Consider the following 25,499-nt stretch of genomic DNA (forward strand, 5'->3'; position numbering starts at 1 on the left):
CCCTGATAGAATGAACTCGCCGAGATCCTCGGCGGGTTTTTTCTTATCACACTGTTAGGCCAAGGAGTTTAAGTAATGGGCTGGTTTTCTCGAAAAGCTAAGGAATCGATGGATGTAGATTCTACAGACGATCTCGATAAATCCACGTCATTAACCGGACCTTTTGATTATGCCGATCACCCCGAACAAGGCGATCTGCTTGATGCGGGTGCCTTGTGGATTCCCTATATCCCCGAAGCAAAAATTCAATTCTCGGTAGACCAACAAGAAAAGAACGTCTTCGGCGTCGTCTACGTCATCGACGATTCAGCGATGCAACTCCAAGTTTTTGCTGCTCCACGCTCATCTGGACTATGGGACGATGTGCGGCGCGATATGATCACCTCTATCGCCCAACAAGGTGGTTCATCGAGCGAAGTCGATGGTGTATTCGGCAAAGAACTCCACGCTCAAGTTCCGGTAGCACAATCCGAACATCTCATGCCACACCGTTTCCTTGGAGTTGATGGACCGCGGTGGTTACTCCGAATCACCCTCTATGGCCGCGCAGGATCTGATGATGTCAAAGCCAGCCAGCTCCTAGACATCGCTCATCAAGTGGTTGTTGTTCGCGGAAATACTCCCTATCCGCCGCGCGAACTGCTCGAGCTACGTGTGCCGCGCACAAACCGAGATCGTGAGGAGTAGGTGAACCAGCGAGTTTTAAGCGTCACTGGAAGCGTCACGGCGCTGACCTATCCGGGCTTTGATCAACGCCCGGAAGTAACAGTAACAATCGATGTTTCTGGTGCCGCACTTCAACTAGTGTTCCAATCGCGTCGTACGCTTAACTGTATCGACATCGGCCAGCTCCTCAAAGTCCAAGGCGCAGTAGTAACGCGAGGCGGAGTGCCGTGTATCTATAATCCGATCTACACCATTGTGAGGGGACATGACCTCTAAGAAAACGTCACTATCAGCTATCACTGCCGATAAGTTCGATGCCATGCAGGCCATCGGCGGGATTCGCGGTATCTGTGAGTCGGTGATTCCAACACTGGTTTTCCTAGTGATCTTTGCGCTGGTGCACAAAATAGATCTAGCCGCTGCGGTATCCATTGTAACTGCAGTGGTAGCTATCCTAGGTCGTCTCATATCACGGATAGATCCATCACCGGCCATAGGTGGATTAGGGGCGGTAGTGATTTCAGCCGTAATGGCATGGCGTACCGGACAAGCAGCCGACTTTTTCGTATGGGGATTAATCGTTAATGTGGCATATCTAGCTGGGCTACTGATATCAATCCTTGTTCGATGGCCGGCACTGGGCATTCTCATCGGCGCACTTCGTTCCGAAGGTACCACCTGGCGTAACCATAAGCCGACGATGCGCCGCTACTATATCGTCACCTGGCTGTGGGCCGGACTCTTTCTGGCTCGTGCCGCAGTGCAATTACCACTGTATTTTGCAGGTGCCACCAACGCGCTTGGCATAGCCAAACTCGGGATGGGCATCCCATTATTTGCGCTCGTAGCGTGGTTATCCTGGCTTATGATACGTGGCTTGGATCCGATTGTGGTTCACGATGATTCTGCGTCGCAATAAGTGCGTTGAGCTCCGGTAGCGTGTGATCGGTACCTAGGTTACCGATAATCACCAGTTGATCACCGACGTCGATCGTTAAATCTTCGTCGGCAGCCAACGCAATCCCGTCGCGCAAAACTGCCGTGAGAATATAATCGGGGGGCAAGACGAGATCGCCAACCAGTGTTCCAACGATCGGAGCTTGCTGGGCAACTTGCCCCTGATACATTGATGCTTGAGTTTCGATAAAGTCAAGTTTGCGAGCAAACGTTCCATCCCCAACTGCGTCTTCGATCAAATTGGTCATAATGCGTGGGGTAGAGACAGCTACATCTACACCCCATGACTCATCGAATAACCATTCATTTGCCGGGTTATTGACTCGTGCAATAACTCGCGGAATACCGAACTCAGTTTTAGCCAACAAAGATAGTACAAGATTGGCTTTGTCATCTCCTGTGGCTGCAACGACGATATCGGTATCATCCATGCCTACATGGCTTAGGGTGTCAAGTTCGCAGGCATCTCCTAAAATCCAGTCAGCTGCCGGAACACTTGCCACACGCATTGCCTGCGGGGAACGATCCACAATATAAATATTGTGGCCACGCCCAGCAAGCTCGCGGGCGATAGACCGGCCAACTGAACCAGCACCACCGATTAACACTTTCATCGATGCTCCTCCTGGACTTCATGATTCATAATTCGTTGCACGGTATGGGTACGTTGTTGGGCCACCAAGAGCCACAGATCATCACCATCTTGCAACACAGTGGTGGGTTGGGGGAACAACGCCTCACCATTGCGTCCGATATAAGCAACCCGAGAATCGGTGATGCGTTGAATATCAGAAACTTCCATGCCATACCAGGACTCGTCAATATCAACCCAGATCAAAGTGACGCCATATCGCGAATCTGTATGTTCAACGTGAGGGCCGTGGGCAATAAGTTCACGCATGATTTGGTCTGCGCTCCACGTTACCGGGGTGACGGTATCAATTCCTAACCGATTAAAAATACCGGCGCGTTCAGAATCGTAGATACGTGCCACCACATTTTTGACGCCAAAGGTATCGCGAACTACTCGTGCGGCGATAATATTAGAATTATCACCCGAAGAAACGGCTGCAAATCCGTGCGCATCCTCAATGCCAGCTTGCCGCAATGCGTCGCGATCAAAGCCGATACCAGTGACTTGCTGTCCATCAAAATCTGGCGGTAAACGCCTAAATGAATCAGAATTGGAATCGATAATAGATACTGAATGTCCACGCTTTTCAAGACTAACAGCCAGAGTCGATCCGACTCGGCCACAGCCCATAATGACAAAATGCACGACGAGAATGCCACCTTACTTTGCTTTTACGCGTAACCTAGTTTGTGATGAAACACAGTAACACGAGTTCTTTAGCTATCGCTCAGACTGGAACGATCACGTTGATCGGCTTAACAGTCTTGACGACTCCTATGCTTATTCTACGGTCTGCTTCGCCTGCAATCACGGCAGCAGAGATTTCTCTCGCATATTCGCTAGGCTTAGTGGGTTTCGCGATGACTTTGTATGCTCTTCGCTTGCTCACTCAAGCAGTTCCGCGGCGGGCATTGCATCAAATAGCCCACACCTATATTGGTGGCTGGGCCGGAATCCTCGTTGCGGCTGCGAAGATACTTGCCTATGCAGTGTTGATCATGATGGGGGTTGATCTGCTCAACATCGGGGTAGTGGCGATGATTGGGCAAGGGCCATGGTCAGTGTGGCTTCCACCTGTTGTTATTGGATTATTAGCCATCCCAAGTCTCTACGCTCGGCTCCAAACTCCGGTGACGGTCATGCGGTGGTTGACGTATTTTGGTTTGGCAGGCCTTATTGTGGTGTTAGGAGCCGGCTTACTTCAAGAAGCCTTTGGCCGCTTCGATTTCGAAGCGATCAATCAAGCGCGCAGTGAGGCCTTTGCCTCTGCTCCGCTCATCAGCCCATATTTCCCACGAATCGATAGCACCTTAGGCGCACTGTATCCGGCCGGAATCCTGGTGATTATATCGGAGCGGATTATGGTGCCGGCAGAAAACCGGCGGGTAGATCTTCGAGATCAATTGCGTGCATTCGTGCCTGCATTCTTCCTTATTGCGCTAACACTGTATTTCGCTGTGGTGTTGTATTTGCCTGGGCGGCGCTTATCTGTACCAGCTATCCCGATTGCAACTGCATTATTTGGCTATCCCGGAACCATAGCCATGGCAATCCTAGTCAGCATCGTTGGGATAACCGCAAGTTATGTCTCTTATCGGCAATTACCGCGCTTGATTCGAGATCTTGCCGTGGATTCTCTCTTGCCACGCCGCCTAGCTGCTCGTGATGCGGTGCGCCCGCGGAAAATGATTGTGCTCGTCATTGGCTTATTGGCAACAGCGGCGACTGCTGTTTTAGATTCAACGCGGGCGCTGGCAACAGTAACTATTTTTATTCTTTACGCGATCATGTTAGTGATATCTGTTGCCATGATCTACCGGTCGCGATCGATTCTCAACGATTCGACCCACGCCGAGCAACGGTCGCAGGCGCAAATGTTGCAGTGGGTCTTTATCGGCTACGGCCTCGTTATCCTCGCTTCCTTGGCTGTTATTTCCTGGATCCATCCGCAATGGAGTCTGTCATCGATCCTGTTGTTGATCGTTCCAGGGATTTTCCTATGGACATATCGGCGTGGGCAAACCCGGCGTGTTGATGCCTTGGCTATTGACAATGACAATGTCGCGCGCCGGCTTCCAACACGCGTGCATGGACTTGTCTTGATTGAACGTTGCGACCAGCCGGCACTCAAAGCAATTGCATGGGCGCGCGCAACGCGGTTGTCATCATTGTCTGCAGTTTTACTTGATGTTGATTCGGCTTTGACGAAACAGACTCGTGATCAGTGGAATGCCTCACGCATACCAGTGCCGCTGACTGTCTTAGGTACTCCGCGCGGTGCAGTGCGAGGTCCGTTTATTGAACATGTGCGTGCGTTACGCAAGTTCCATCCGCATGACGTTATCGCAGTCTTTATCCCTCAAGTTTTAGAAACTGGCTGGTGGGATAGGTTCTATATTCGCCACTCGACACCGAAGATCATTGCAGAGTTAAAACTTGAGCCGGGTGTTATGGTTACTGAAGTACCATATCGCATTGATGTTTCAACATGGAACGTCGACGATAGTTATGAAGAAAACTACGGAGGAGCAGCTGAAGATGGCTACACTCAGGATTGATATCACCGATATTGCACACGGTGGACTAGGAGTGGGGCGAGACGGCAACCGAGTTGTTTTCGTGCGCGGTGCGTTGCCCGGCGAAACGGTCGACGTCGATGTGGTCAAAGAACGTACCAAGTGGGCTCGTGGCGTGGTCAGCGACGTCGTCGTTCCAAGTCCGCACCGAACTGAAGTTACGTGGGCCCACGGTGCAGCCCAGGTTACTGGAGCAGCGGATTTTTCCCACGTCCAGCTCGATTATCAGCGTGAATTAAAAACGATGGTACTTAGTTCAGCGTTGCGGCGAATCGGTGGCAACGAGCTCAGCGAGCATTTGGCAAGTCGTGGAATATCACCGGTGGTGGGTGCAGTTGAGGCAACCGATGGATGGCATACTCGCACGCGAGCCGATCTTGTTAAGCTTGCGCACGGGTTTGGAATGCACCGCGAACACTCACATGAGATCGTTGCGATCAGTGAGCTTCCGTTAGTTGTTCCTGATCTAGAATCGATGATTTTTGACCTCGATTGGGATTCAACGTTCCAACCTGGGAAACGAGTGCGGTTCGTTGCGCCATCAACTGGTGAGAATATCGCTATTTGCGATGGCAAAGCCTACAGTGCTCCTAGAGTCCGTACGGTCAACGAGATCATCGAAACTGTTAGTACAAACGATGCATTGTATGATTATCACGTTGCTGCGGATGGTTTTTGGCAAGTGCATTTCCGCGCCCCTGGGGTACTGCAACGTGAAGTTGTTGCCCGGGCTCAGGTGCGCACGGGCGATTCGGTGCTAGAACTTTTTTCAGGCTCTGGTCTTTTCTCCGTTCCGCTGGCGCAGGCAACTGGCCCCAAGGGCAGTCTTCTAGGTGTGGAAGGTTCTTCACGTGCGGTGGCTGATGCGGTGAAGAATCTCAGTGACATGAAGTGGGCTACGGCAAAGGTTGAGCAGATCAGAAATCACTTGCCGTCCGTGAAAGCTGATGTGGTCGTTGCTGATCCGCCCCGCCAAGGTTTGGGGGTTGAACTTGCGGACCAAATTGCACGCAGCCAAGCGCGTTCTATTGTAGTTGTTTCATGTGATCCAGCCTCCGCTGCTCGTGATATTGGTGCGATGGTTAAAGCTGGACGCACAGTGGAATCAATGAGTGGTTTTGATATTTTCCCCCACACTCATCATCTTGAAGTGGTCACCGAACTGTCGTGACCAGGTTCAGTTGCTCGCTTGGTTAGTTACGTTGAAGGCATAACCTACTTAGCCTAAGCTCCCTGGCGCGTAGACTAGAGGAAACGCAATGAAAGGGTGGCTGAAGATGGCACGTAAAGTGGTGCTTGTAACCGGCGGAAGTTCTGGTTTTGGTGAAGTAGCTGTGGCGAAATTACTCGAAGAAGGGTATGTCGTTTATGCGGCAGCTCGCCGGCTTGAGCGAATGGCGAAAGTCGAGCAGCTGGGTGCGAAATTGCTCAAAATGGATGTTACGTCTGAAGAAGATGTCTCGGCTGGAATTGAGCGAATTATCCAGGCCGAAGGTAGCATCTATGGTCTGGTCAATAACGCCGGCTATGGTGGCTTTGGCATGTTAGAGGATGTGACGTTAGCTGAGGCCCAGCGCCAATTTCAGGTTAACGTTTTTGGACTCATGCGCGTCACAAAAGCTGTTTTGCCGTATATGCGATCTGCCGGGCAGGGGCGCATTGTTAATGTAGCTTCGGTTGTTGGCAAGATTGCCTTCCCCATGGGAGGTTGGTATTCGGCGTCAAAGCATGCGGTAGAAGCGCTAAGTGATTCCCTCCGCAATGAAGTTCGTGACTTTGGTATCCAGGTCTCTATTATCGAGCCTGGCCCAGTGCGCACCGAGTTTCTTGATCGCGCATTGGAAGTTATGGATAAGGTTGAGCATTCGAGCGTTTACTTGGGTAAAGTTGCAGCGTTTAAAGATGCCTTTGCCACAAGCTATGACCACGCTGATGGTCCAGAGCCAACCGCGGCAGCAATCGTAAATGCAATCGATAGCGCCAAGCCAAAAATTCGGTATGCAGTTAGCGGCGCCAAGCCGTTATTATGTGCGAAAGCTGTGTTGCCCACTGCAATTTTCGATTATTTCGCCCGGCGCGCTATGGGGATGACGCGCTAAGCGTTGCTTACCTTGTGTGCCCGGATCGGTTTAGATTCGGGCACACTTGTGTGCTGGGGGATGTGTGCTGGATGGGGGAGAAGATGGCGCTTACGTTGTTTCTTCAGATCTAGTTTTGCCTGCGAACGATGCGCTTTGCGACCGATAGGTCTTAAATAGTGAAATTTTTTTGAGATTTTAAGATTCATATAATGAGATATTGTGTTGTCGAGTTGGACGATAGTTGATCTTCGCTGTTAGAGTGAAATTACCAAAACAGCCTTGGTGACTGGCGGTTTAAGTTGAATTAACAACGTGGAGCCAAGGTTTTGAGTATCGTCCGTCTGGGTACATTTCAGTCGTGGAATGTACCCAATTTTCGTTTGTGGAGGATAAGTGAAAAAGATTGGCATTGTCATGGGAAGTGACAGCGATCTGCCGGTGATTGAAAAAGCAATTCACTACCTGCAACAATCAAAAGTCGATTTTACGGTCAATGTATTTTCGGCTCATCGTACTCCCGATGAAGCCTTAGATTTTGCCCGTTCAGCTAAAGATAACGGGTATGGAGTTATTATTGCAGCGGCTGGAATGGCTGCTCATCTTGCTGGTGTTTTGGCAGCGAATACCTTATTGCCAGTTATCGGGATTCCGTGTACCTCGAAAAATCTTGATGGTATGGATGCGTTGTTGGCTACGGTTCAAATGCCACCAGGGATTCCAGTAGCGACAGTTGCTATTGACGGTGCGAAGAATGCTGCAATTCTAGCCTGCCAGATTCTCGCTGTTAATGACGAACAGATTTCCGAAACACTACGAGAGCAACGTGAAGCTGATTCTCGTGCTGTTTTGGCTAAAAATAAGACAATTTCCGCGACCTATTCAGTTAAGTAAAAATACAACCGCGAAGGATTTTCGATGGATAAGAAACTGGTATATTCTGGCAAGACAAAGGACGTTTTCGCTCTCGAGAACGGCAACTATGAACTTAAGTTTAAAGATGACGTCACCGGAAAAGACGGCGTTTTTGATCCCGGTGAGAACACAGTGGGCTTAACTATCGATGGTGTTGGCGCTATCAATTTGAAGATGACCACCCTTTTCTTTGAAATTTTGCAAGAAAAAGGTATTAAGACTCATTTCGTTTCCACTAATTTCGATGACACCACGATGGAGGTTATTCCTGCCACTACCTTCGGTCAAGGTCTTGAAGTTATCTGCCGCTACAAGGCGGTTGGAAGTTTCCATCGGCGCTATTCTGAGTACGTTGAACTTGGCGCAGATCTGCCAGCCTATGTGGAAATGACGTTTAAGAATGACGCCAAGGGTGATCCGCTCGTGACTAAAGACGCGCTAGAAGTACTCGGTGTTATGACGGGCGAACAATATGATGCCGTTAAGGACATGACCCAGGAGATTACCCGCGTTGTTGCTGAGCAAATGAGTGAGCGTGGCCTAGACCTTTATGATATTAAATTTGAGTTCGGCTACGACAAAGACGGCAACGTTATCCTTATTGATGAAATTGCTTCGGGGAATATGCGTGTTTATAAAGATGGCACGTACATCGAGCCGTTAGAACTTAACAAACTATTCTTTGCTGCTAAGTAAGGAACATACATGGGCGGTCTGTTTGCTCTCACGTCAGCTAGGGATGTTCAAGAAGATGTCTTCTTCGGTACGGACTACCACAGCCACTTAGGAAACTATCGTGCTGGCTTGGTGGTGTGTGATTCGCAGCTAGGTTTTCAACGCGAGATTCACAATATCCAACGAGATTCATTCCGTTCACGGTTTGCGACCTTTCTGCAAAGCTCACGTGGGCAATCGGGTATCGGATGTATTGCCGATGACGCGCCCTCTCCGCTGATTATTTCATCGCATCTTGGCACGTACGCAATTTGTTTCGTTGGCGCTATTACCAATAGCGAAGAACTTATCCAAGAATTGCTTGCTGAAAAGGGTGTTTTGTTTAATGCCCATAGCCGAGGGCGAATCAACCCAACTGAAATTATTTCAGCGCTGATAAGTTTAAAAGATTCATTTGAAGACGGTATTGCCTATGTGCAAAGCAAAATTGAAGGATCGTGTAATCTTGCGATTTTGCTTGATGATGGTTCGTTGATTATCGGGCGCGACAAACTTGGTCGGTTACCTATGATCATTGGTCGCGACGACGACGGCTATGCAGTGAGTTTCGAATCATTTTCGTTCGAAAAACTTGGATATCGGTACGTCTCGGAGCTCGGTCCAGCTGAAGTTGTCAAGATCAGACCAGATGGTATTGAGCAGTTGCGGCCAGCGCAAAAAGAGATGAAGATTTGTTCATTCTTGTGGAACTACTATGGCTATCCAACCTCAACCTATGAAAACGTTAATGTTGAGATTATGCGAAACCGTAATGGTGAGATTCTGGCACAAAATGAAACCGATCCTTCACTCTTTGAGCGGCTGGACTACGTATGTGGTGTGCCAGATTCTGGCACACCACATGCCATGGGTTACGCATTTGAGTCGAATGTTAAATTTGCGCGGTGCTATATCAAGTACACTCCGACGTGGGCACGTAGTTTTCTGCCGCATTTAGAAGGCTCTCGCAATGAAATTGCGAAGATGAAACAGGTGCCGATCAAGCAACTGATTAATGGGAAAAATATCTTATTCGTCGATGATTCCATTGTTCGCGGAACTCAGCTTCGGGAGACGGTAGAGTTTCTTAAAGAAAATGGCGCGCATGAGGTGCACATGCGATCTGCATGCCCGCCCATGATGTACACATGTAAGTTTTTGAACTTCTCGGTCAGTACCAGTGAAAACGACTTGATTACCCGGCGTATCATTCTCCAACTTGAAGGCCCAGAAGGACTTGAGCATATCGAAGAATATGCTGATCAGCATACGGAGCGCGGAAAGCGATTGCGTTCTGAGTTAGCCCAGCAGTTCAATTTTGACAGTATCGAATTCCAATCTCTTGAAGGAATCATTCAAGCTATTGGACTTAATCCACAAAGTTTATGTACCTATTGTTGGAGTGGAAGAGAGTAAAGCTATGCGTGATTCACAGTCACAGAGCTACAAAGAAGCCGGAGTTAATATTGAAGCTGGTTACGAGGTTGTAGCACGAATCCAAAAACATATTAAGAACACGATGGGTGAGCGCAACAGCTTTGACCATCTAGGATTTGGCGGATTGTTGCCGCTTAATGTTTCTGGTATGAGCCAACCTCTCTTAGTTTCAGCAACTGACGGAGTTGGCACAAAACTCAAGCTTGCCTTTTTACTAGATCGCCACGATACGGTAGGTGTTGATTGCGTAGCTATGTGCGTCAATGACGTCTTGTGCGTAGGCGCAGTCCCGATTAACTTCCTCGACTACATCGCATGTGGTAAGAACATTCCCACCAAAATTGAGCAGATCGTCAAGGGCATCACCGACGGTTGTCTCCAAGCCGGAATTCCGCTCGTTGGCGGTGAAACAGCCGAAATGCCTGGTTTCTATCCAGAAGATGAATACGATCTCGCCGGATTTTGTAACGGCATAGTTGATCAAAGCGCGCTCTTAGATAAAAACGATGTCCGTGAAGGCGATGTTGTTATTGCGATAGCTAGTTCAGGTGTACATTCTAACGGTTTTTCGCTGGTTCGAAAGATCTTCAACATCAACGACGTCAATGTTTTAGAACAAACCTATGCGGCTCTCGATGGACAACGCCTCGGCGATGTCTTATTGACTCCAACAAAAATCTACGTCAAGCCAGTAACCGAGCTACTCAAGAAGAATTTAGTTAAATCCTTAGCTCACATCACTGGCGGTGGTTTCTATGAAAACATTCCACGTAGTCTGCCAGCTGGATATGGGGTTGTTATTAAACGTAGCGATGTTGAAGTACTGCCCATTTTTTCTCTTATCCAACAAACCGGTGCGATTAGTGATCGAGATATGTTCAACACATTCAATATGGGAGTTGGCATGACGTGCATTGTGAGCCCCGATGACGTTGATCAGGTACTCGATACCTTGACCGAACACGGGGAACACGCTTACGTCCTGGGGCGCGTTGTGCGCTCGGAAACACTCGTTGAGCTGCTTTGAGGAAAACAGTGGAAAAGGTAAAAGCACGTATTGCAGTCTTGGTATCGGGTAACGGTAGTAATCTTCAAGCTATTTTAGATGCCCAGGCAGATGGCATTCTAACTCACGGACACGTAGCTCTAGTTATTAGTAGCAACAACACAGCATATGGTTTAGAACGTGCACGCCTAGCTGGCATCCCAACTGCAGTTGTTCGCTCTCGTGATTTTTCATCACGCGATGACTTTGATAATGCCTTAAGCGCTGTTATCGACGACCATCGCATTGACCTGATCGTGCTAGCTGGATACATGTCCATTCTCAGTGAGGGATTCGTCCATCGCTATCGACGGCGCATCATCAATATTCATCCCTCACTTATCCCTGCGTTTGCTGGGGAGGGCTTCTATGGATTGAAGGTCCACGAGGCTGCCTTGGCCGCTGGAGTGAAAGTTTCTGGCGCTACTGTCCATTACGTCAACGAGGTATGTGATGGTGGCGAGATTCTCGAACAGCAAACAGTACGAGTTTTGCCCACCGATAGTCCACAAGATCTACAACAACGTGTCCTTACCCAAGTCGAACACGTTATTTATCCACGTGTCATCGACCAACTATCTAAAGAAATTGTAGGTAACCATCATGACAGCTAACTCCATTGTCTCTTATCTTGGAAGTAAGTCATATCCTGGCCGAACGCTAGTACTTGCAGTATCGCCCGACGCTCGCACTGCCACGATCATCTATTTCATTATGGGGCGTAGCGCCAATAGCCAAAATAGAATTTTCGTCGACGACGGTGACGTTGTACGTACCCAAGCTTTCGATGAGTCAAAAGTTGAAGATCCGAGTTTAATTATTTATCCAATTTACCGATACTTTGGATCCACGCACGTTTTTACTAACGGTGACCAGACTGAGACCATCTATCAAGGACTTACAGCTGGTTTGCTCCCTACAGAGGCACTCCAAGAACGCGAGTGTGAACCAGATGCACCAAACTTTACTCCTCGTATCTCTTTGATAGCCCAGCCTGAGGGGTATTCACTGAACATTATCAAGGCAGCAGATGAAACCGGGCACTCTTCGCTCCACTTCGATTTCAACTATCCTTATCTAGCTGGACGTGGTCATTGTATTCATACCTACCGTGAAGATGGCTCGCCGACACCTAGCTTTAGCGGTGAACCTGTTGATGTGACTTACGAAGATGAACTGGGTAAGAAAATATGGGATGCGATCAACCCTAACTATAAGGTTTCCTTGCTAGAAGCCACTCTCGATCTCAACACCCATGAGATTGTTAATATGTCACTGTTTAATAAGCATGAGGAAGTGCGATGAATCAGCTAGAACTTAAATATGGCAATAATCCGCATCAAAAACCGGCACGCATTTCAATCGATGAACCAAATCAGTTACCACTGACAGTGCTCAACGGAAAAGCTGGATACATCAATTTGCTCGATGCGCTCAACGGTTGGCAGCTTGTGCGCGAGCTGAAAGAGGCTACCGGGCTACCGGCAGCGACGTCGTTCAAACACGTCTCGCCAACCTCGGCAGCAATCGGTCGGCGACTGCCAGAAGTGTTAAAAAAGATATCGTTCGTTGAAGATATTGCAGGTTTAGACGATTCTCCACTTGCCAGTGCATACGTTCGAGCACGGGGAACTGATCGGATGTGCTCCTTTGGTGACTTTGTTGCCCTAAGCGATGTTTGTGACGTTGTTACTGCGCAGTGTATCAAGCGCGAAGTCTCTGATGGGGTTATTGCACCAGGATATGAGCCCGAAGCTCTTAAAATTCTGCAAAGTAAACGCAACGGGAACTATACCGTTTTACAAATTGACCCGTCCTATGAACCAAGCGAAATCGAAACCAAGGATGTTTTTGGAATAACATTCACCCAACATCGCAATGATTTAAAAATCGATGAGTCACTGTTAGACAATATCGTTACGGCTAATACGCAACTGTCACTCGAAAATAAACAAGACTTACTCATCGGCTTGATTACGTTGAAATACACGCAATCAAATTCAGTGTGCTATTCCTATCAAGGGCAAGCTATTGGCGTTGGTGCCGGGCAGCAGTCACGTATTCACTGTACTCGACTAGCTGGAGACAAAGCCGATACATGGTTCTTACGCCAACACCCAAAGGTCCTTGATTTGCAATTCCGTGAGGATTTAGGACGCGCTAATCGAGATAACGTTATTGATAGTTACATCAACCAAAATGAAGAAGATGTTTGCGCTGAAGGTATTTGGCAACAGTATTTCACCCGTCAGCCTCAACCTTTAACCGATGGAGAGAAGAAGGAATTCTTAAGTTCTATCTCTGGGGTTAGCCTGGCATCTGATGCCTTCTTCCCGTTCTCAGATAACATCAAGCGCGCTGTTAAGAGTGGTGTTTCGTATGTGGTCCAACCAGGAGGCTCGATTCGTGACGATGCGGTCATAGACGAATGCAACACCCATAATATTGTTATGGTCTGTAACGGAATCCGACTCTTCCACCACTGAGAAAGGCTCGATGTGAAAGTTTGTATTATTGGCAGTGGCGGTCGCGAGTATGCCATTGCAACGAAACTCTTAGCAGACAACCCGGATATCACCCTTGATGTTATTCCAGGTAATGATGCCATGACCTTTGCTCGGATCCATCCGGAAATTGCTGCAACTGATATTCTGGCCATCGTCGATTTTTGTGTGCGCAACGATATCGATCTGTGTGTCGTTGCTCCAGATGATCCACTCGTACTAGGTTTGGTTGATGCGTTAGAAGATGCAGGAATTTCTTGCTTTGGTCCGCGCCAATCGGGTGCAATGCTTGAAGGCTCGAAACGGTTTGCTAAAGAATTCATGGTTAAGCATGGAATTCCCACTGCCGGTTACGCACAATTTAGCGATGTGGAAAGCGCTCGGGACTATGTCCGAAACGCGTCATACCCATTGGTGATTAAAGCAGACGGCCTCGCACTAGGTAAAGGCGTTGTAATTGTTTCAGATCTGGCTCAGGCAGAAGAAGTTCTGCAAAACTTCATGGTGGATTTGAAGTTTGGAACTAACTCTGCATCGGTCATTATCGAAGAGTTCTTAACTGGTCCTGAAATTTCTGTTTTGGCATTTTGTGATGGCACGACGATTAAACCAATGACGTCAAGTATGGATCACAAAAAAATCTTCGATGCAGATCGTGGCCCGAACACCGGTGGTATGGGATGTATTGCGCCAAATCCGGTGTTTACGAGCGAAATTGAGTCTGAATTCGAACGCACCATTATGTACCCTACTCTAGAAGGCATGATTGCCGACGGTCTGGATTTTCGCGGTTGTCTCTACTTCGGTTTGATGCTTACCGATAAGGGCCTGGCAGTTATTGAATACAATGCGAGATTCGGTGATCCGGAAACCCAAGTAGTTTTGCCGCTATTGACCTCTAACTTACTCGATATATTCATGGCCACTAGCGCCGGACGCCTCGCGGAGGTTGACGTGGAGTTTTCTGAAAACTGTGCAACATGCGTTGTTATGGCATGCGAAGGCTACCCGGATAATCCAATTAAAGGCAATGTTATTTCTTACGATCCTGACGTCGAACCCTACCTGGTCTTTGCTGGTGTAAAACGCAACCAGGATGGCGAACTGGAAAGCTCTTCGGGCCGAGTCCTTAACGTCTTGGGTTTTGGCGCAACCTTAGGCGATGCGATCAACTCCGCCTACCATCATGTGGGCAAGGTTTCCTTTGCTCACAGCCACTACCGTACCGATATCGGAACCAAAGCACGCGAAATTGAGGCTCAACATGATCTCTAGAATCTACGTCGAAGCACAGGCAGACAAGAACCCAGCTGCGAATAGTTTGGTAGAACATATCCACACGTTCTTAAATATCACGTCGGTGCGTAGCGTGCGGATTATTAATCGCTATGACTGTGAAAACGTCTCGCCACAGGTATTTACACAGGCAATCACTAATGTTTTTGCCCAGCCTCCTCTCGATCACTATTTCACTGAGCTTGAACTAGATCCGAATGATTCGGTATTCGCAGTTAGCTACCTGCCTGGACAATACGATCAGCGTGCTGATAGCGCGGCGGTGTGTATTCAGATGATGGCTCAAGTTGAAAAACCACGAGTAAGCTATGCTTGCCTGTACGTTATTAGTGGGGATATTACCCCAGCCGAACTTGCCAAAATCAAAGCCTATCTCATTAATCCAGTCGATTCGCATGAAGTTTCACTGGACATGCCGCAGTCACTGGCATTGAACACTACTCCGGCGCAACGCATACCGGAAGTTGAGAACTTTATTTCGTTTTCACACTCCCAGCTTCAACAGTATTTAGTCGATTCGGATGCGGCAATGGATCTGGCAGATCTGAAGATGGTCCAAGAATATTTTGCGGGCCTAAAACGCAATCCAACCGAAACTGAACTCAAAGTCATCGATACCTACTGGTCAGATCACTGCCGGCACACCACGTTTAATACGGCACTTGACGATGTCACTATTAGCGATGAGCGCGTGGCTTCTACCTATGAATCGTATCTGGCTATTAAGGCTGACATTAATCCAGATAAACCTGTGACGTTGATGAACATTGCAACGATGGCGATGAAGCATTTGCGAGCTGAAGGTAAGCTCGACCAACTCGATATTAGCGATGAAATCAATGCCTGTACGATCAATATCGACGTCGATGTTGATGGACAAACCGAACAATGGCTGTTGTTGTTTAAGAACGAAACGCACAACCATCCAACCGAAATTGAACCTTTTGGTGGCGCAGCAACCTGTATCGGTGGCGCAATTCGTGATCCGCTATCTGGTAGAGCCTACGTGTATGCTGCAATGCGTGTCACAGGGGCAGGTAATCCGTTGCAAACTATGGAAGAAACTCTTCCCGGTAAGTTGCCGCAGCGTAAGATTGTCAAGGTTGCTGCAGATGGATACTCCTCGTATGGCAACCAGATTGGTCTTGCAACATCTTTTATTGACGAATTCTATGATCCTTCTTATGTAGCTAAACGCCTCGAAATTGGTGCGGTGATAGGGGCTGTTAAGAAATCTGATATTCAGCGTTCTGCTCCTGAGCCGGGCGATCTCATCGTTTTGATCGGTGGGGCAACGGGCCGAGACGGGATCGGCGGAGCAACTGGATCATCTCGGTCACACGATGTGCATTCGGTTAGCGAATATGGGGCACAGGTTCAAAAGGGTAATGCTCTTGAAGAACGTAAACTCCAGCGCCTGTTCCGAAATTCTGACGTCACGCGAATCATCAAGAAATGTAATGATTTTGGGGCTGGCGGTGTTTCGGTTGCGATTGGCGAATTAGCTGATGGGCTGCGAATTGATCTTGATCGAGTATATAAGAAATATGATGGTCTAAACGCAACTGAAATTGCGATTAGCGAATCCCAAGAGCGGATGGCGTTAGTTATTGCGCCTGAGGATCTTGCGGTGCTCAGCGAACACTGCTATGCAGAAAATGTGGCGATGGCGGTAGTCGCTGAAGTTACTGCAGAGCCGATGCTGACGATGTCGTATATGGGCCAAGAAGTCGTACGTTTAGAGCGCTCGTTCCTTGATACGAACGGTGCGCCAAAGTCCATGGACGTAACTGTTCACCCCGCCAAGGAAGTTCCGCAACCTCGAGTAACTAACTGGGGTGATGGTGTTCGAGAGCTGATGGGAGATCTTAACCATTGCAGTAAAGAAGGTTTGATCCAGCAGTTCGATTCCACCATTGGTGCACATACTGTCTTGATGCCGCTGGGCGGAAAATATCAAAAGACGCCGATCCAAGCAATGGCACACAAGTTACCTGTGTTAGATGGCCAGACGACTACCTGTTCGGTTATGGCTTATGGGTTTAACCCCGTCGTTAGTAAATATGACCCGTATCAAGGTGCCTACGATGCGGTTATTGACTCGGTGGCAAAAGTTATTGCTGCCGGCGCAGATCCGCATCAAGTCCATTTGTCCTTCCAAGAGTATTTCCCATCGTTAAAGAAAGACCGCGAAAAGTGGGGACTGCCCTTGGCAAGCCTGATGGGAGCTTTCCAAGCACAACTCGATGTGGATATGGCTGCTATCGGTGGAAAAGATTCCATGAGTGGCACGTTTGAATCGTATGAAGTCATACCTACCTTGGTTTCGTTTGCCGTCAGTGTCGGATCTGTCGATTCGCTTATTTCGCCAGAATTTAAAACGCCAGGTAACAAACTTTATCTGGTATCACCACAAAAGATATCGCGCGGATACTTTGCCGATGTCGCACAAGATATTCGCGATGGCAAGATTGTTAGCGCCTACAGCCTAACCGGTTGCTCGATATCAGAAGCGGCTGTGAAAATGTCGCTGGGAAATCGCCGCGGGGTAGACTTTGCGCCAGACTTTGACCCGTTAGCAAGTTTTGTTCCGGTACGTGGTGGATTCTTATGTGAAACAACAACCGATCTTGATAACGGTGTATATCTAGGTCAGATCACCGATGAATTCGTGTTACGGCACGGGGATACAACTATCGATTTAGCTCAGATTCAACAGATTTATGAGGCGAAACTTGAACCTGTCTATCCAGTTCAGTCTGGCATCGAAGATCCCACTCCGCGCCCAGTTACCGGCAGCGGTGAGGTTACGCGTTATACCGGAAAGCCGGTTTCTCGCCCACGGGTACTTATTCCGGTATTCCCCGGTACTAACTGTGAATATGAAACTGCTGCGGCATGGAAGAAGGCAGGTGCTGAGCCGGAGGTCATGGTGATCAACAACCTCTCGGTGCAAGATATTGAAAAGAGCATCGATCGGTTTGCCACTGAGCTTGGCTCATCCCACATCCTCTTTATCCCGGGTGGTTTTTCGGGTGGCGATGAGCCAGATGGTTCGGCAAAGTTCATCACCTCTTTCATGCGCAATGCAAAGGTCTCGGCTGCAATTTCGCAATTGCTAGACGAACGTGGCGGTCTGATCGGCGGTATCTGTAATGGGTTCCAAGCTCTGATTAAGCTTGGTTTGTTGCCGTACGGCAAGATTATGGAGCCGGCTGCAGATATGCCGACGTTGACCTACAATTCGATCAAGCGCCATCAGTCATCTATCGTCAATGTGCGCGTATCGAATTCGATCAGTCCGTGGCTGCGTAACGTAAATCCTGGCGATATTTTCCAGGTTCCGATTTCGCATGGCGAAGGACGGATTGTGGGCGATGTCGATGCGCGCAATATTGCGACCCAATACGTTAATCTCGACGGCGAACCAACGAACGAGATTGCTTTCAATCCTAATAATTCGCTACAGGCGATTGAAGGATTGGTTTCTGACGATGGTCGAGTCTTTGGCAAGATGGGACATGCAGAGCGTTACTCTGATGGGTGTTACCTCAATGTCCCAGGCGATTATGATATGCAGATCTTTGCATCTGCTGTGGCATACTTTACAAGCTAACGGGCGGTAAGAATGGCTTTTTTATCTGATATTGAGATTGCTCAGCAAGCTGAGCTTGCGCCAATTACACACATTGCGAATGAGTTGGGGATCGATAGTGACCTTGTAGACCAATACGGTCGTTTCAAGGCCAAGATTGATCTTGGAGCTATTGATGAGCGCAAGATTGCGCGTAATAAGTTAGTGCTTGTTACCGCAATGTCTCCCACTCCAGCAGGAGAAGGCAAAACGACGACGACGGTTGGTTTGGCTGACGCGTTGCACCAGTTGGGGAAGAGTGTTTCCATGGCCTTGCGAGAGCCTTCGCTTGGACCGGTTTTTGGTGTCAAAGGCGGTGCCTGTGGTGGGGGATATGCCCAAGTAGTCCCGATGGAAGATATTAATCTGCATTTTACTGGGGATTTCCACGCGATTTCTGCGGCTAATAATTTGCTGGCAGCTATGCTCGATAACCACATTTATCAAGGCAATCAGTTAGGTATTAACCCTAAACGAGTGGTGATTAAACGATGTGTCGATATGAACGATCGGCAGTTGCGTCATGTTGTTGATGGGTTAGGTTCTCCCGTTGATGGAGTGAGCCGAGAAGATGGTTTTGAGATTACGGTTGCAAGTGAGGTTATGGCAATTTTCTGCCTGGCGACGTCCATTACTGATCTGAAAGAAAAGATCGGGAATATGATTGTTGCCTACACCTATGATAATCAGCCAGTCACGGCCGAAGATCTTGGTGCAGTTGGTGCGATGACGGCACTGTTAAAAGAAGCTATTAAGCCGAACTTAGTCCAGTCTTTGGAGCATACGCCGGCTATTGTTCACGGCGGTCCGTTTGCCAACATCGCTCATGGATGTAACTCGATTGTGGCTACCAAACTTTCGCGTAGTCTAAGTGATTATACGGTGACTGAAGCTGGTTTTGGTGCCGATCTAGGAGCTGAAAAGTTCCTAGATATCATGTGCCGTATTACTGCTACCCGGCCAAACTGCTGCGTGGTGGTAGGCACGGTGCGGGCGTTGAAAATGCACGGCGGAGTTGCCAAGGCAGATTTGGATCAGGAAAACGTCGATGCGGTTGAAGCAGGTTTGCCGAATTTGCTTAAGCATGTGGAGAATATGGTTGAGGTTTACAACTTGCCGACTGTGGTTGCACTCAATATTTTCCCCAGTGATACTGAAGCTGAGATTGCGTTAGTCGTTGCCGAATGCGCGCGGCGAGGTGTGCAGTGTGTTCGCTCTGAAGTATGGGCACACGGCGGCAGTGGTGGAGTGGATTTGGCGCGCGAGGTTATTCGGTTGTGTCAAGCGCCAGCGGATGTCACTTTGGCGTACGAGGATCAAGATTCGATTGAGGATAAAATCCAAAAGCTGGTACGCCGTGTTTATGGTGGTAACGGAGTTGATATAGCGCCGCCTGCGCGTCGTGCTATTGCAATGATCAATTCCTTGGGATTGGCTCACTTACCTATTTGTGTTGCCAAAACACAGTACAGTTTTAGTGATGATCCACGTTTGCTCGGTAGCCCGCGCGATTTCACATTGCATGTTAAAAATATTAAGGTCAATGCTGGAGCCGGGTTTATCGTCGTCTATACCGGTGATATTTTGACGATGCCAGGACTGCCGCAGACTCCGGCAGCGGTACGGATCGACGTCGATGAAAACGGAGTTATTAGCGGACTGTTCTAGTAGGTGTCAGGTTTTTGTGGACTAAAGGACAATAAAATGCAGATACGTCCTGGCAAGTATGATGACGTTGCTACCATTAGTGAAATTTATTCTTCTGCCCGGGAGTTTATGAAACGTAGCGGTAACCCGGACCAATGGGCTGATGATTATCCGTCGCAAGCGATGATTATTGACGATATAGCTAGTGGATGTAATTTTGTGTTGTGTGATGACGGCGGCGAGATCCATGCCGTTTTCATGTATAGGATTGGCCCAGATCCCACCTATGCTCATCTTTTTGGTGGGAACTGGCTCAATGATGAAACGTATGGCACTATTCACCGTATAGCTTCTGATGGCACCGTATCTGGAGTTTTAGCACAAGCAATAGCCTATGCTGATAGTCAGTGTGCAAATCTTCGAATAGATACTCATGCGCATAATACGAAAATGCTGAGTTTGTTGCCTACGCTGGGCTTCGTCGAATGTGGTGTTATTGAGCTCGATGATGGCAGTTTACGCACCGCCTTCCACCGGGTACGTAGCTAAGAAGCGTAGCTGAATTAAGATACAAAACTGTTAGCTTATTAAAGGCAGTGTTTTACGTGTTTTTGAGACAAACCCATAAAACCTTGCTATCTTGATATTAAGATAGTTTTAAGGAGTACGCATGAGTCTCGATACCTTCAACGCGAAATCTTTTCTTGACGTTCACGACAAACGCTATACGTTCTACCGGCTAGATGCTGTGCCGGGATTTGAAAAGTTACCATATTCGTTAAAAGTTCTTGCCGAGAACTTGTTACGTACTGAAGACGGGAAGAATGTTACCGCCGGGCATATCAGCACATTGGCGCACTGGGATCCCAATGCTCAACCCAAGGATGAAATCCAATTCACACCAGCTCGCGTCGTCATGCAAGACTTTACTGGGGTGCCTTGTATCGTCGATCTGGCAACGATGCGCGAAGCAGTCAGTGAACTTGGCGGTGATCCAGACTCAATTAACCCACTCAATCCTGCAGAAATGGTTATTGATCACTCGGTCCAAATTGATATCTTTGGTCAAGCCAATGCCTTAGAACGCAATATGGATATTGAGTATGGGCGCAACAAGGAGCGCTACCAGTTCTTGCGCTGGGGGCAAGGAGCATTCGATAATTTTACCGTCGTTCCTCCCGGCACTGGCATTGTCCATCAAGTCAATATCGAACACTTATCACGAGTCACGATGACTCAAGAACGAGACGGAACTCTTCTTGCCTACCCAGATACCTGTGTGGGTACAGATTCGCATACGACTATGGTTAATGGTCTGGGCGTACTGGGCTGGGGAGTTGGTGGAATCGAAGCTGAAGCAGCTATGCTCGGTCAGCCCGTCTCAATGTTGATACCGCGAGTCGTCGGATTTAAGTTGCGCGGCGAGATTCCTGCGGGAGCTACGGCAACCGACGTCGTTCTCACTATTACTGATATGCTACGCCGGCACGGTGTTGTTGGAAAATTCGTTGAATTCTACGGTGAAGGTGTGGGCGCTGTTCCGTTAGCTAACCGCGCAACGATTGGCAATATGTCACCTGAGTTTGGTTCAACGGCTGCTATTTTCCCCATCGACGAGGTCACCTTGGAATACTTACGGTTGACTGGCCGTAGCGAAGAACAGATCGCATTGGTCGAAGAATACACCAAGGCGCAAGGATTATGGCATGATCCCGATAACGAGGTTGAATACTCTGAGTATATTGAGCTCGATCTTTCTACAGTGGTACCCTCAATCGCTGGACCGAAGCGTCCCCAAGACCGTATCGCGTTATCTGATGCTAAACAAGCCTTTCACAAGGCGCTACCATCATATACTGATGATCCGGGCCAGGATCGGCCACACAAAGTTACGCCTTTGACTATCAATGGTACTCAGACGAGTATCGATCATGGTTCGGTTGCTATTGCTTCTATCACCTCGTGTACCAATACCTCTAATCCATCGGTTATGGTGGCTGCTGGTCTGCTAGCTAAAAATGCTGTAGCGCGATCGTTAACGTCAAAGCCGTGGGTGAAGACTTCGATGGCACCAGGTTCACAAGTTGTCACCGACTACTATGAAAAAGCTGGATTGTGGCCGGCGTTAGAAGCCCTCGGGTTCCATCTTGTTGGCTATGGTTGTGCAACGTGTATCGGTAATTCAGGGCCGTTGCCCGAAGAAGTCTCTGCAGTAGTCAACGAAGCAGATCTCGCCGTTGTATCTATACTTTCGGGTAACCGAAACTTCGAAGGCCGAATCAACCCAGACATCAAGATGAACTATCTTGCTTCGCCACCACTGGTTATTGCCTACGCCTTAGCTGGAACGATGGATATTGACTTTGATACTGAGCCTTTAGGCCAAGATAGTGCGGGTAAGGACGTCTTCCTTGCCGATATTTGGCCGACGCCACAAGAAGTGCAAGAAACAATTGACCATTCAGTTAATCGCGAAATGTTTGAATCATCGTATGCGGATGTGTTTGCCGGTGATGAGCGGTGGCAAAGTTTAGCAACGCCAACCGGGGCAACGTTCACGTGGGATCCTGACTCTACTTACGTCCGTAAAGCGCCATTCTTTGAAGGAATGACGATGGAACTAACCCCGGTGAGCGACATTCATCAGGCACGCGTCTTGGCCAAACTCGGAGATTCTGTTACCACCGACCATATTTCTCCTGCAGGTGCGATCAAACCAGATTCACCTGCCGGGCGATATTTAGCCGATCATGGAGTTGACCGGCGCGATTTTAACTCATATGGTTCCCGGCGTGGCAACCACGAAGTAATGATTCGTGGAACTTTCGCTAATATCCGGTTACGTAACCAATTACTTGACGGCGTAGAAGGTGGCTACACTTATAACTTCCTCACCAAGCAACAAGATTCAATTTATGATGCCTCCATGTCTTACCAGGCAACTGGAACACCGTTGATTGTTTTGGGCGGAAAAGAATATGGTTCGGGATCCTCGCGCGATTGGGCTGCCAAAGGCACCGCATTGCTTGGTGTTAAAGCAGTTATTGCCGAATCGTTTGAGCGCATTCATCGCTCGAACTTGATTGGAATGGGAGTCTTGCCACTGCAGTTCCCCCAAGGGCAAACCGCTGATTCACTTGGCTTAGACGGCACCGAGATCTTTACAATCACTGGTATAACTGAACTCAATGAGGGACGAACGCCGCCAACTGTTCGTGTCAGCGCTCAAAGCCAGAACGGCCAAAGTATTGAGTTCGACGCTGTGGTACGTATCGACACTCCGGGCGAAGCTGATTATTTCCGTCACGGTGGAATTTTGCAGTACGTCTTGCGCTCCTTAGCACAATAAAAGTAGCGCAAAGCTGGGTTGTTGCTCAAAAAGCAACGGCCCAGCTTTGTGGTATTCGCACAGTGCGAAAAGCCTATAGCTATAACTAGGGGGTAACCGGGCAACGCTGGTAATCTAGAAAAGTATGAGTGAAGGAGGCTACCGGCGAATGGCAATTTTACATTCGATTACAGGACCAGACGATGTCAAGGCTCTCAAGCCAAGTCAATTGCCCGCTTTGGCGGCAGAAATACGCTCATTCCTGGTAACTAATGTGGCCAAAACAGGTGGTCATCTAGGTCCTAATCTCGGCGTCGTTGAATTATCTATCGCGCTACACCGGGTGTTTTCTTCCCCCAACGATTCCCTCATCTTTGACACTGGGCATCAATCTTATGTGCACAAGATTCTTACTGGGCGTCATAATTTCGAACATCTGCGTCAAGAAGGTGGACTATCAGGATACCCATCGCGCGAAGAATCAGTACACGACGTCGTCGAAAATTCTCACGCTTCAACTGCGTTATCGTGGGCAGATGGTATCGCGCGTGCAATACAAAAAAGTGGACGCCAGGCACATGCCGTAGCCATTATTGGTGACGGTGCAATGACTGGCGGTATGGCGTGGGAGGCACTAAATAACATCGCAGAAGATCCTGATCGCCCGTTAGTGATCGTGTTAAACGATAATGGTCGCTCGTATGCGCCCACGGTTGGAGGCATGGTTCGTCGCATCGATGCGGTGCGGAAAATGGATGCAGTGCGGGTTAATCGCGGCTATGAACGAGCCTTAGATTGGGCAAAGCGCACCCTACAAAAATATGGACTTGCGGGCCAGATTACCTATGAGGCTCTGCGTGGGATCAAACGCGGTGTCAAAGACGTTTTCATAGATGCTGGCATTTTTGATTCACTGGGGTTGAAGTATTTAGGGCCAGTAGACGGCCACGATGTCACTCAACTCGAAGAGGCTTTGGCTATGGCTCGTAATTACGGTGGGCCAGTTGTGGTTCACTGTATTACCGAAAAAGGGCGAGGGTTCAAACCGGCAGAAGAACATGAAGCTGATCGCTTTCACGCCGTGGGTGCCATCCATCCCGAAACAGGTCTGCCTCTAGTGCCATCGCGTTTTGGGTGGACGTCGGTGTTCGCTGAAGAGATTGTTGATATTGCACGTGATGATGAAAAGGTCATTGGCGTAACTGCTGCAATGTTGCTCCCGGTAGGTTTAGGGCCACTTCAAAAAGAATTCCCGGATCGTGTTATCGACGTCGGTATTGCCGAGCAACAAGCCTTGACGATGGCAGCCGGTTTAGCGCATGGGGGATATCATCCGGTAGTTGCCTTGTATGCGACTTTCATGAACCGGGGCTACGATCAGTTACTGATGGATATTGCACTCCATGCAGAGCCGGTCACTATTTGCTTGGATCGAGCTGGGATCACAGGTGATGACGGTGCTTCACACAACGGCATGTGGGATCTGGCAATTGCGGGAATGATTCCCGGGTTGCAGGTTGCATTGCCGCGTGATGAACAGCGGATGCGAGAATTGGTTCGCGAAGCGATTTCGATACCTTCACCAACAATTGTCCGTTACCCTAAGGGCTCCCTTCCGCAAGCACTTCCCACTGTTCGCACAATCGGCAAACTTGATGTGGTCTACGAATCTGGAAGTGGAGATCACCCGGTAGTGCTTATTGGCTACGGGCCAATGGTTCATACCATGGTCCAAGCAGCGCAACATCTCAGCGATCTTCGCGTCATTGTTCTAGATCCGCGGTGGGCTATTCCAACTGATGAAGACCTTGTGGATGTGTGTGCCTCCGCGCGGTGCGTCGTTACGCTAGAAGATGGTCTGGTTACTGGTGGTGTAGGTATGGGGCTGCAACAGAAGTTAAACGAACAGCGCATCAACGTCCCGGTAACGACCCTAGGAATTGCCAAACAATTCCTACGGCATGCATCTCGCGAGGCAGTCTTGCGCCACCAAGGTATGACGGCCAACGACGTGGTAGCTGCGGTACGAGCTTATAGTGATAACAGCGAAAGTGTAGCTGAGTAGATG

The 25,499-nt window shown here is 48.7% G+C and carries 21 protein-coding genes and 1 riboswitch; of the genes, 19 read left to right on the forward strand and 2 right to left on the reverse strand.

Features of this window, described 5'->3' with window-relative positions; genetic code table 11:
• Nucleotides 1–75 precede the first annotated feature (75 nt).
• The 3 genes from NG665_RS03895 to NG665_RS03905 are packed head-to-tail and all read left to right on the forward strand — an operon-like array spanning nt 76 to nt 1,585.
• Nucleotides 76–687: a DUF3710 domain-containing protein gene (locus NG665_RS03895; protein WP_252673976.1), complete on the forward strand. Its 612-nt coding sequence runs from the start codon at nt 76–78 to the stop codon at nt 685–687.
• A complete protein-coding gene (locus NG665_RS03900; protein ID WP_252673977.1) occupies nt 688–942 on the forward strand; it encodes a hypothetical protein in 255 nt (84 codons plus the stop codon).
• The gene (locus NG665_RS03905; protein WP_252673978.1) at nt 932–1,585 is read left to right on the forward strand and encodes a DUF3159 domain-containing protein; all 654 of its coding nucleotides are present in this window, start codon (nt 932–934) and stop codon (nt 1,583–1,585) included. The genes NG665_RS03900 and NG665_RS03905 overlap by 11 nt, the downstream gene beginning before the upstream one ends.
• Here the strand turns inward: NG665_RS03905 and NG665_RS03910 are convergent.
• Nucleotides 1,530–2,237 (reverse strand): potassium channel family protein, encoded by a 708-nt coding sequence (locus NG665_RS03910; protein WP_252673979.1) that lies wholly within the window; start codon nt 2,235–2,237, stop codon nt 1,530–1,532. The genes NG665_RS03905 and NG665_RS03910 overlap by 56 nt on opposite strands.
• Nucleotides 2,234–2,887, reverse strand: coding sequence for a potassium channel family protein (locus NG665_RS03915; RefSeq protein ID WP_252674082.1), 654 nt, complete (start codon nt 2,885–2,887; stop codon nt 2,234–2,236). The genes NG665_RS03910 and NG665_RS03915 overlap by 4 nt, the downstream gene beginning before the upstream one ends.
• 62 nt (nt 2,888–2,949) lie before the next feature.
• Between NG665_RS03915 and NG665_RS03920 the strand changes: the two genes are divergently transcribed.
• From NG665_RS03920 to dxs, 16 genes are all read left to right on the forward strand, one after another.
• Complete coding sequence (locus NG665_RS03920) at nt 2,950–4,815, forward strand: APC family permease (RefSeq protein WP_252673980.1); 1,866 nt, start codon at nt 2,950–2,952, stop codon at nt 4,813–4,815.
• Nucleotides 4,796–6,004, forward strand: coding sequence for a class I SAM-dependent RNA methyltransferase (locus tag NG665_RS03925; protein WP_252673981.1), 1,209 nt, complete (start codon nt 4,796–4,798; stop codon nt 6,002–6,004). The genes NG665_RS03920 and NG665_RS03925 overlap by 20 nt, the downstream gene beginning before the upstream one ends.
• A gap of 88 nt (nt 6,005–6,092) precedes the next feature.
• Nucleotides 6,093–6,932: an oxidoreductase gene (locus tag NG665_RS03930; protein WP_252673982.1), complete on the forward strand. Its 840-nt coding sequence runs from the start codon at nt 6,093–6,095 to the stop codon at nt 6,930–6,932.
• Nucleotides 6,933–7,186: 254 nt separating this feature from the next.
• Nucleotides 7,187–7,268, forward strand: a riboswitch (ZMP/ZTP riboswitch).
• A 39-nt stretch (nt 7,269–7,307) separates the two neighbouring features.
• Nucleotides 7,308–7,805, forward strand: coding sequence for a 5-(carboxyamino)imidazole ribonucleotide mutase (gene purE, locus NG665_RS03935; protein ID WP_252673983.1), 498 nt, complete (start codon nt 7,308–7,310; stop codon nt 7,803–7,805).
• 24 nt (nt 7,806–7,829) lie between these two features.
• On the forward strand, nt 7,830–8,522 hold the full coding sequence (locus NG665_RS03940) for a phosphoribosylaminoimidazolesuccinocarboxamide synthase (RefSeq protein ID WP_252673984.1): 693 nt from the start codon (nt 7,830–7,832) through the stop codon (nt 8,520–8,522).
• 9 nt (nt 8,523–8,531) lie between these two features.
• Nucleotides 8,532–9,956 (forward strand): amidophosphoribosyltransferase, encoded by a 1,425-nt coding sequence (locus tag NG665_RS03945; RefSeq protein ID WP_252673985.1) that lies wholly within the window; start codon nt 8,532–8,534, stop codon nt 9,954–9,956.
• A gap of 4 nt (nt 9,957–9,960) precedes the next feature.
• A complete protein-coding gene (gene purM / locus NG665_RS03950; RefSeq protein ID WP_252673986.1) occupies nt 9,961–11,004 on the forward strand; it encodes a phosphoribosylformylglycinamidine cyclo-ligase in 1,044 nt (347 codons plus the stop codon).
• Nucleotides 11,005–11,012: 8 nt separating this feature from the next.
• Nucleotides 11,013–11,636, forward strand: coding sequence for a phosphoribosylglycinamide formyltransferase (gene purN / locus NG665_RS03955; protein WP_252673987.1), 624 nt, complete (start codon nt 11,013–11,015; stop codon nt 11,634–11,636).
• On the forward strand, nt 11,626–12,327 hold the full coding sequence (locus NG665_RS03960) for an IMP cyclohydrolase (protein WP_252673988.1): 702 nt from the start codon (nt 11,626–11,628) through the stop codon (nt 12,325–12,327). Before purN ends, NG665_RS03960 begins: the two co-directional genes overlap by 11 nt.
• Complete coding sequence (locus tag NG665_RS03965) at nt 12,324–13,508, forward strand: phosphoribosylaminoimidazolecarboxamide formyltransferase (protein WP_252673989.1); 1,185 nt, start codon at nt 12,324–12,326, stop codon at nt 13,506–13,508. The genes NG665_RS03960 and NG665_RS03965 overlap by 4 nt, the downstream gene beginning before the upstream one ends.
• A 12-nt stretch (nt 13,509–13,520) precedes the next feature.
• Nucleotides 13,521–14,801, forward strand: coding sequence for a phosphoribosylamine--glycine ligase (gene purD, locus NG665_RS03970; RefSeq protein WP_252673990.1), 1,281 nt, complete (start codon nt 13,521–13,523; stop codon nt 14,799–14,801).
• Nucleotides 14,791–18,438 (forward strand): phosphoribosylformylglycinamidine synthase, encoded by a 3,648-nt coding sequence (locus NG665_RS03975; protein WP_252673991.1) that lies wholly within the window; start codon nt 14,791–14,793, stop codon nt 18,436–18,438. The genes purD and NG665_RS03975 overlap by 11 nt, the downstream gene beginning before the upstream one ends.
• A 12-nt stretch (nt 18,439–18,450) precedes the next feature.
• The gene (locus NG665_RS03980) at nt 18,451–20,124 is read left to right on the forward strand and encodes a formate--tetrahydrofolate ligase (protein WP_252673992.1); all 1,674 of its coding nucleotides are present in this window, start codon (nt 18,451–18,453) and stop codon (nt 20,122–20,124) included.
• 36 nt (nt 20,125–20,160) lie between these two features.
• On the forward strand, nt 20,161–20,652 hold the full coding sequence (locus NG665_RS03985; protein WP_252673993.1) for a GNAT family N-acetyltransferase: 492 nt from the start codon (nt 20,161–20,163) through the stop codon (nt 20,650–20,652).
• A 121-nt stretch (nt 20,653–20,773) separates the two neighbouring features.
• Entirely contained in the window at nt 20,774–23,452 is a 2,679-nt protein-coding gene (gene acnA, locus NG665_RS03990; protein WP_252673994.1) for an aconitate hydratase AcnA, read from the forward strand.
• 124 nt (nt 23,453–23,576) lie between these two features.
• The gene (gene dxs / locus NG665_RS03995; protein WP_252673995.1) at nt 23,577–25,496 is read left to right on the forward strand and encodes a 1-deoxy-D-xylulose-5-phosphate synthase; all 1,920 of its coding nucleotides are present in this window, start codon (nt 23,577–23,579) and stop codon (nt 25,494–25,496) included.
• The last annotated feature ends 3 nt before the right edge of the window (nt 25,497–25,499 follow it).

Origin of the sequence: Arcanobacterium pinnipediorum (assembly GCF_023973165.1) — a bacterium.
Classification (GTDB): Bacteria; Actinomycetota; Actinomycetes; order Actinomycetales; family Actinomycetaceae; genus Arcanobacterium; species Arcanobacterium pinnipediorum.

Excerpts from the sequence above, each read along its gene's own strand:
- NG665_RS03975 (WP_252673991.1), top strand. The coding sequence starts at position 14,791 with ATGATCTCTAGAATCTACGTCGAAGCACAGGCAGACAAGAACCCAGCT.
- NG665_RS03895 (WP_252673976.1), top strand. The coding sequence starts at position 76 with ATGGGCTGGTTTTCTCGAAAAGCTAAGGAATCGATGGATGTAGATTCT.
- NG665_RS03945 (WP_252673985.1), top strand. The coding sequence starts at position 8,532 with ATGGGCGGTCTGTTTGCTCTCACGTCAGCTAGGGATGTTCAAGAAGAT.
- NG665_RS03915 (WP_252674082.1), bottom strand. The coding sequence starts at position 2,887 with ATGGGCTGTGGCCGAGTCGGATCGACTCTGGCTGTTAGTCTTGAAAAG.
- NG665_RS03985 (WP_252673993.1), top strand. The coding sequence starts at position 20,161 with ATGCAGATACGTCCTGGCAAGTATGATGACGTTGCTACCATTAGTGAA.
- purM (WP_252673986.1), top strand. The coding sequence starts at position 9,961 with ATGCGTGATTCACAGTCACAGAGCTACAAAGAAGCCGGAGTTAATATT.
- NG665_RS03910 (WP_252673979.1), bottom strand. The coding sequence starts at position 2,237 with ATGAAAGTGTTAATCGGTGGTGCTGGTTCAGTTGGCCGGTCTATCGCC.
- NG665_RS03980 (WP_252673992.1), top strand. The coding sequence starts at position 18,451 with ATGGCTTTTTTATCTGATATTGAGATTGCTCAGCAAGCTGAGCTTGCG.
- NG665_RS03930 (WP_252673982.1), top strand. The coding sequence starts at position 6,093 with ATGAAAGGGTGGCTGAAGATGGCACGTAAAGTGGTGCTTGTAACCGGC.
- NG665_RS03960 (WP_252673988.1), top strand. The coding sequence starts at position 11,626 with ATGACAGCTAACTCCATTGTCTCTTATCTTGGAAGTAAGTCATATCCT.
- NG665_RS03905 (WP_252673978.1), top strand. The coding sequence starts at position 932 with ATGACCTCTAAGAAAACGTCACTATCAGCTATCACTGCCGATAAGTTC.
- NG665_RS03925 (WP_252673981.1), top strand. The coding sequence starts at position 4,796 with ATGGCTACACTCAGGATTGATATCACCGATATTGCACACGGTGGACTA.
- acnA (WP_252673994.1), top strand. The coding sequence starts at position 20,774 with ATGAGTCTCGATACCTTCAACGCGAAATCTTTTCTTGACGTTCACGAC.
- NG665_RS03965 (WP_252673989.1), top strand. The coding sequence starts at position 12,324 with ATGAATCAGCTAGAACTTAAATATGGCAATAATCCGCATCAAAAACCG.
- dxs (WP_252673995.1), top strand. The coding sequence starts at position 23,577 with ATGAGTGAAGGAGGCTACCGGCGAATGGCAATTTTACATTCGATTACA.
- NG665_RS03940 (WP_252673984.1), top strand. The coding sequence starts at position 7,830 with ATGGATAAGAAACTGGTATATTCTGGCAAGACAAAGGACGTTTTCGCT.
- NG665_RS03920 (WP_252673980.1), top strand. The coding sequence starts at position 2,950 with ATGAAACACAGTAACACGAGTTCTTTAGCTATCGCTCAGACTGGAACG.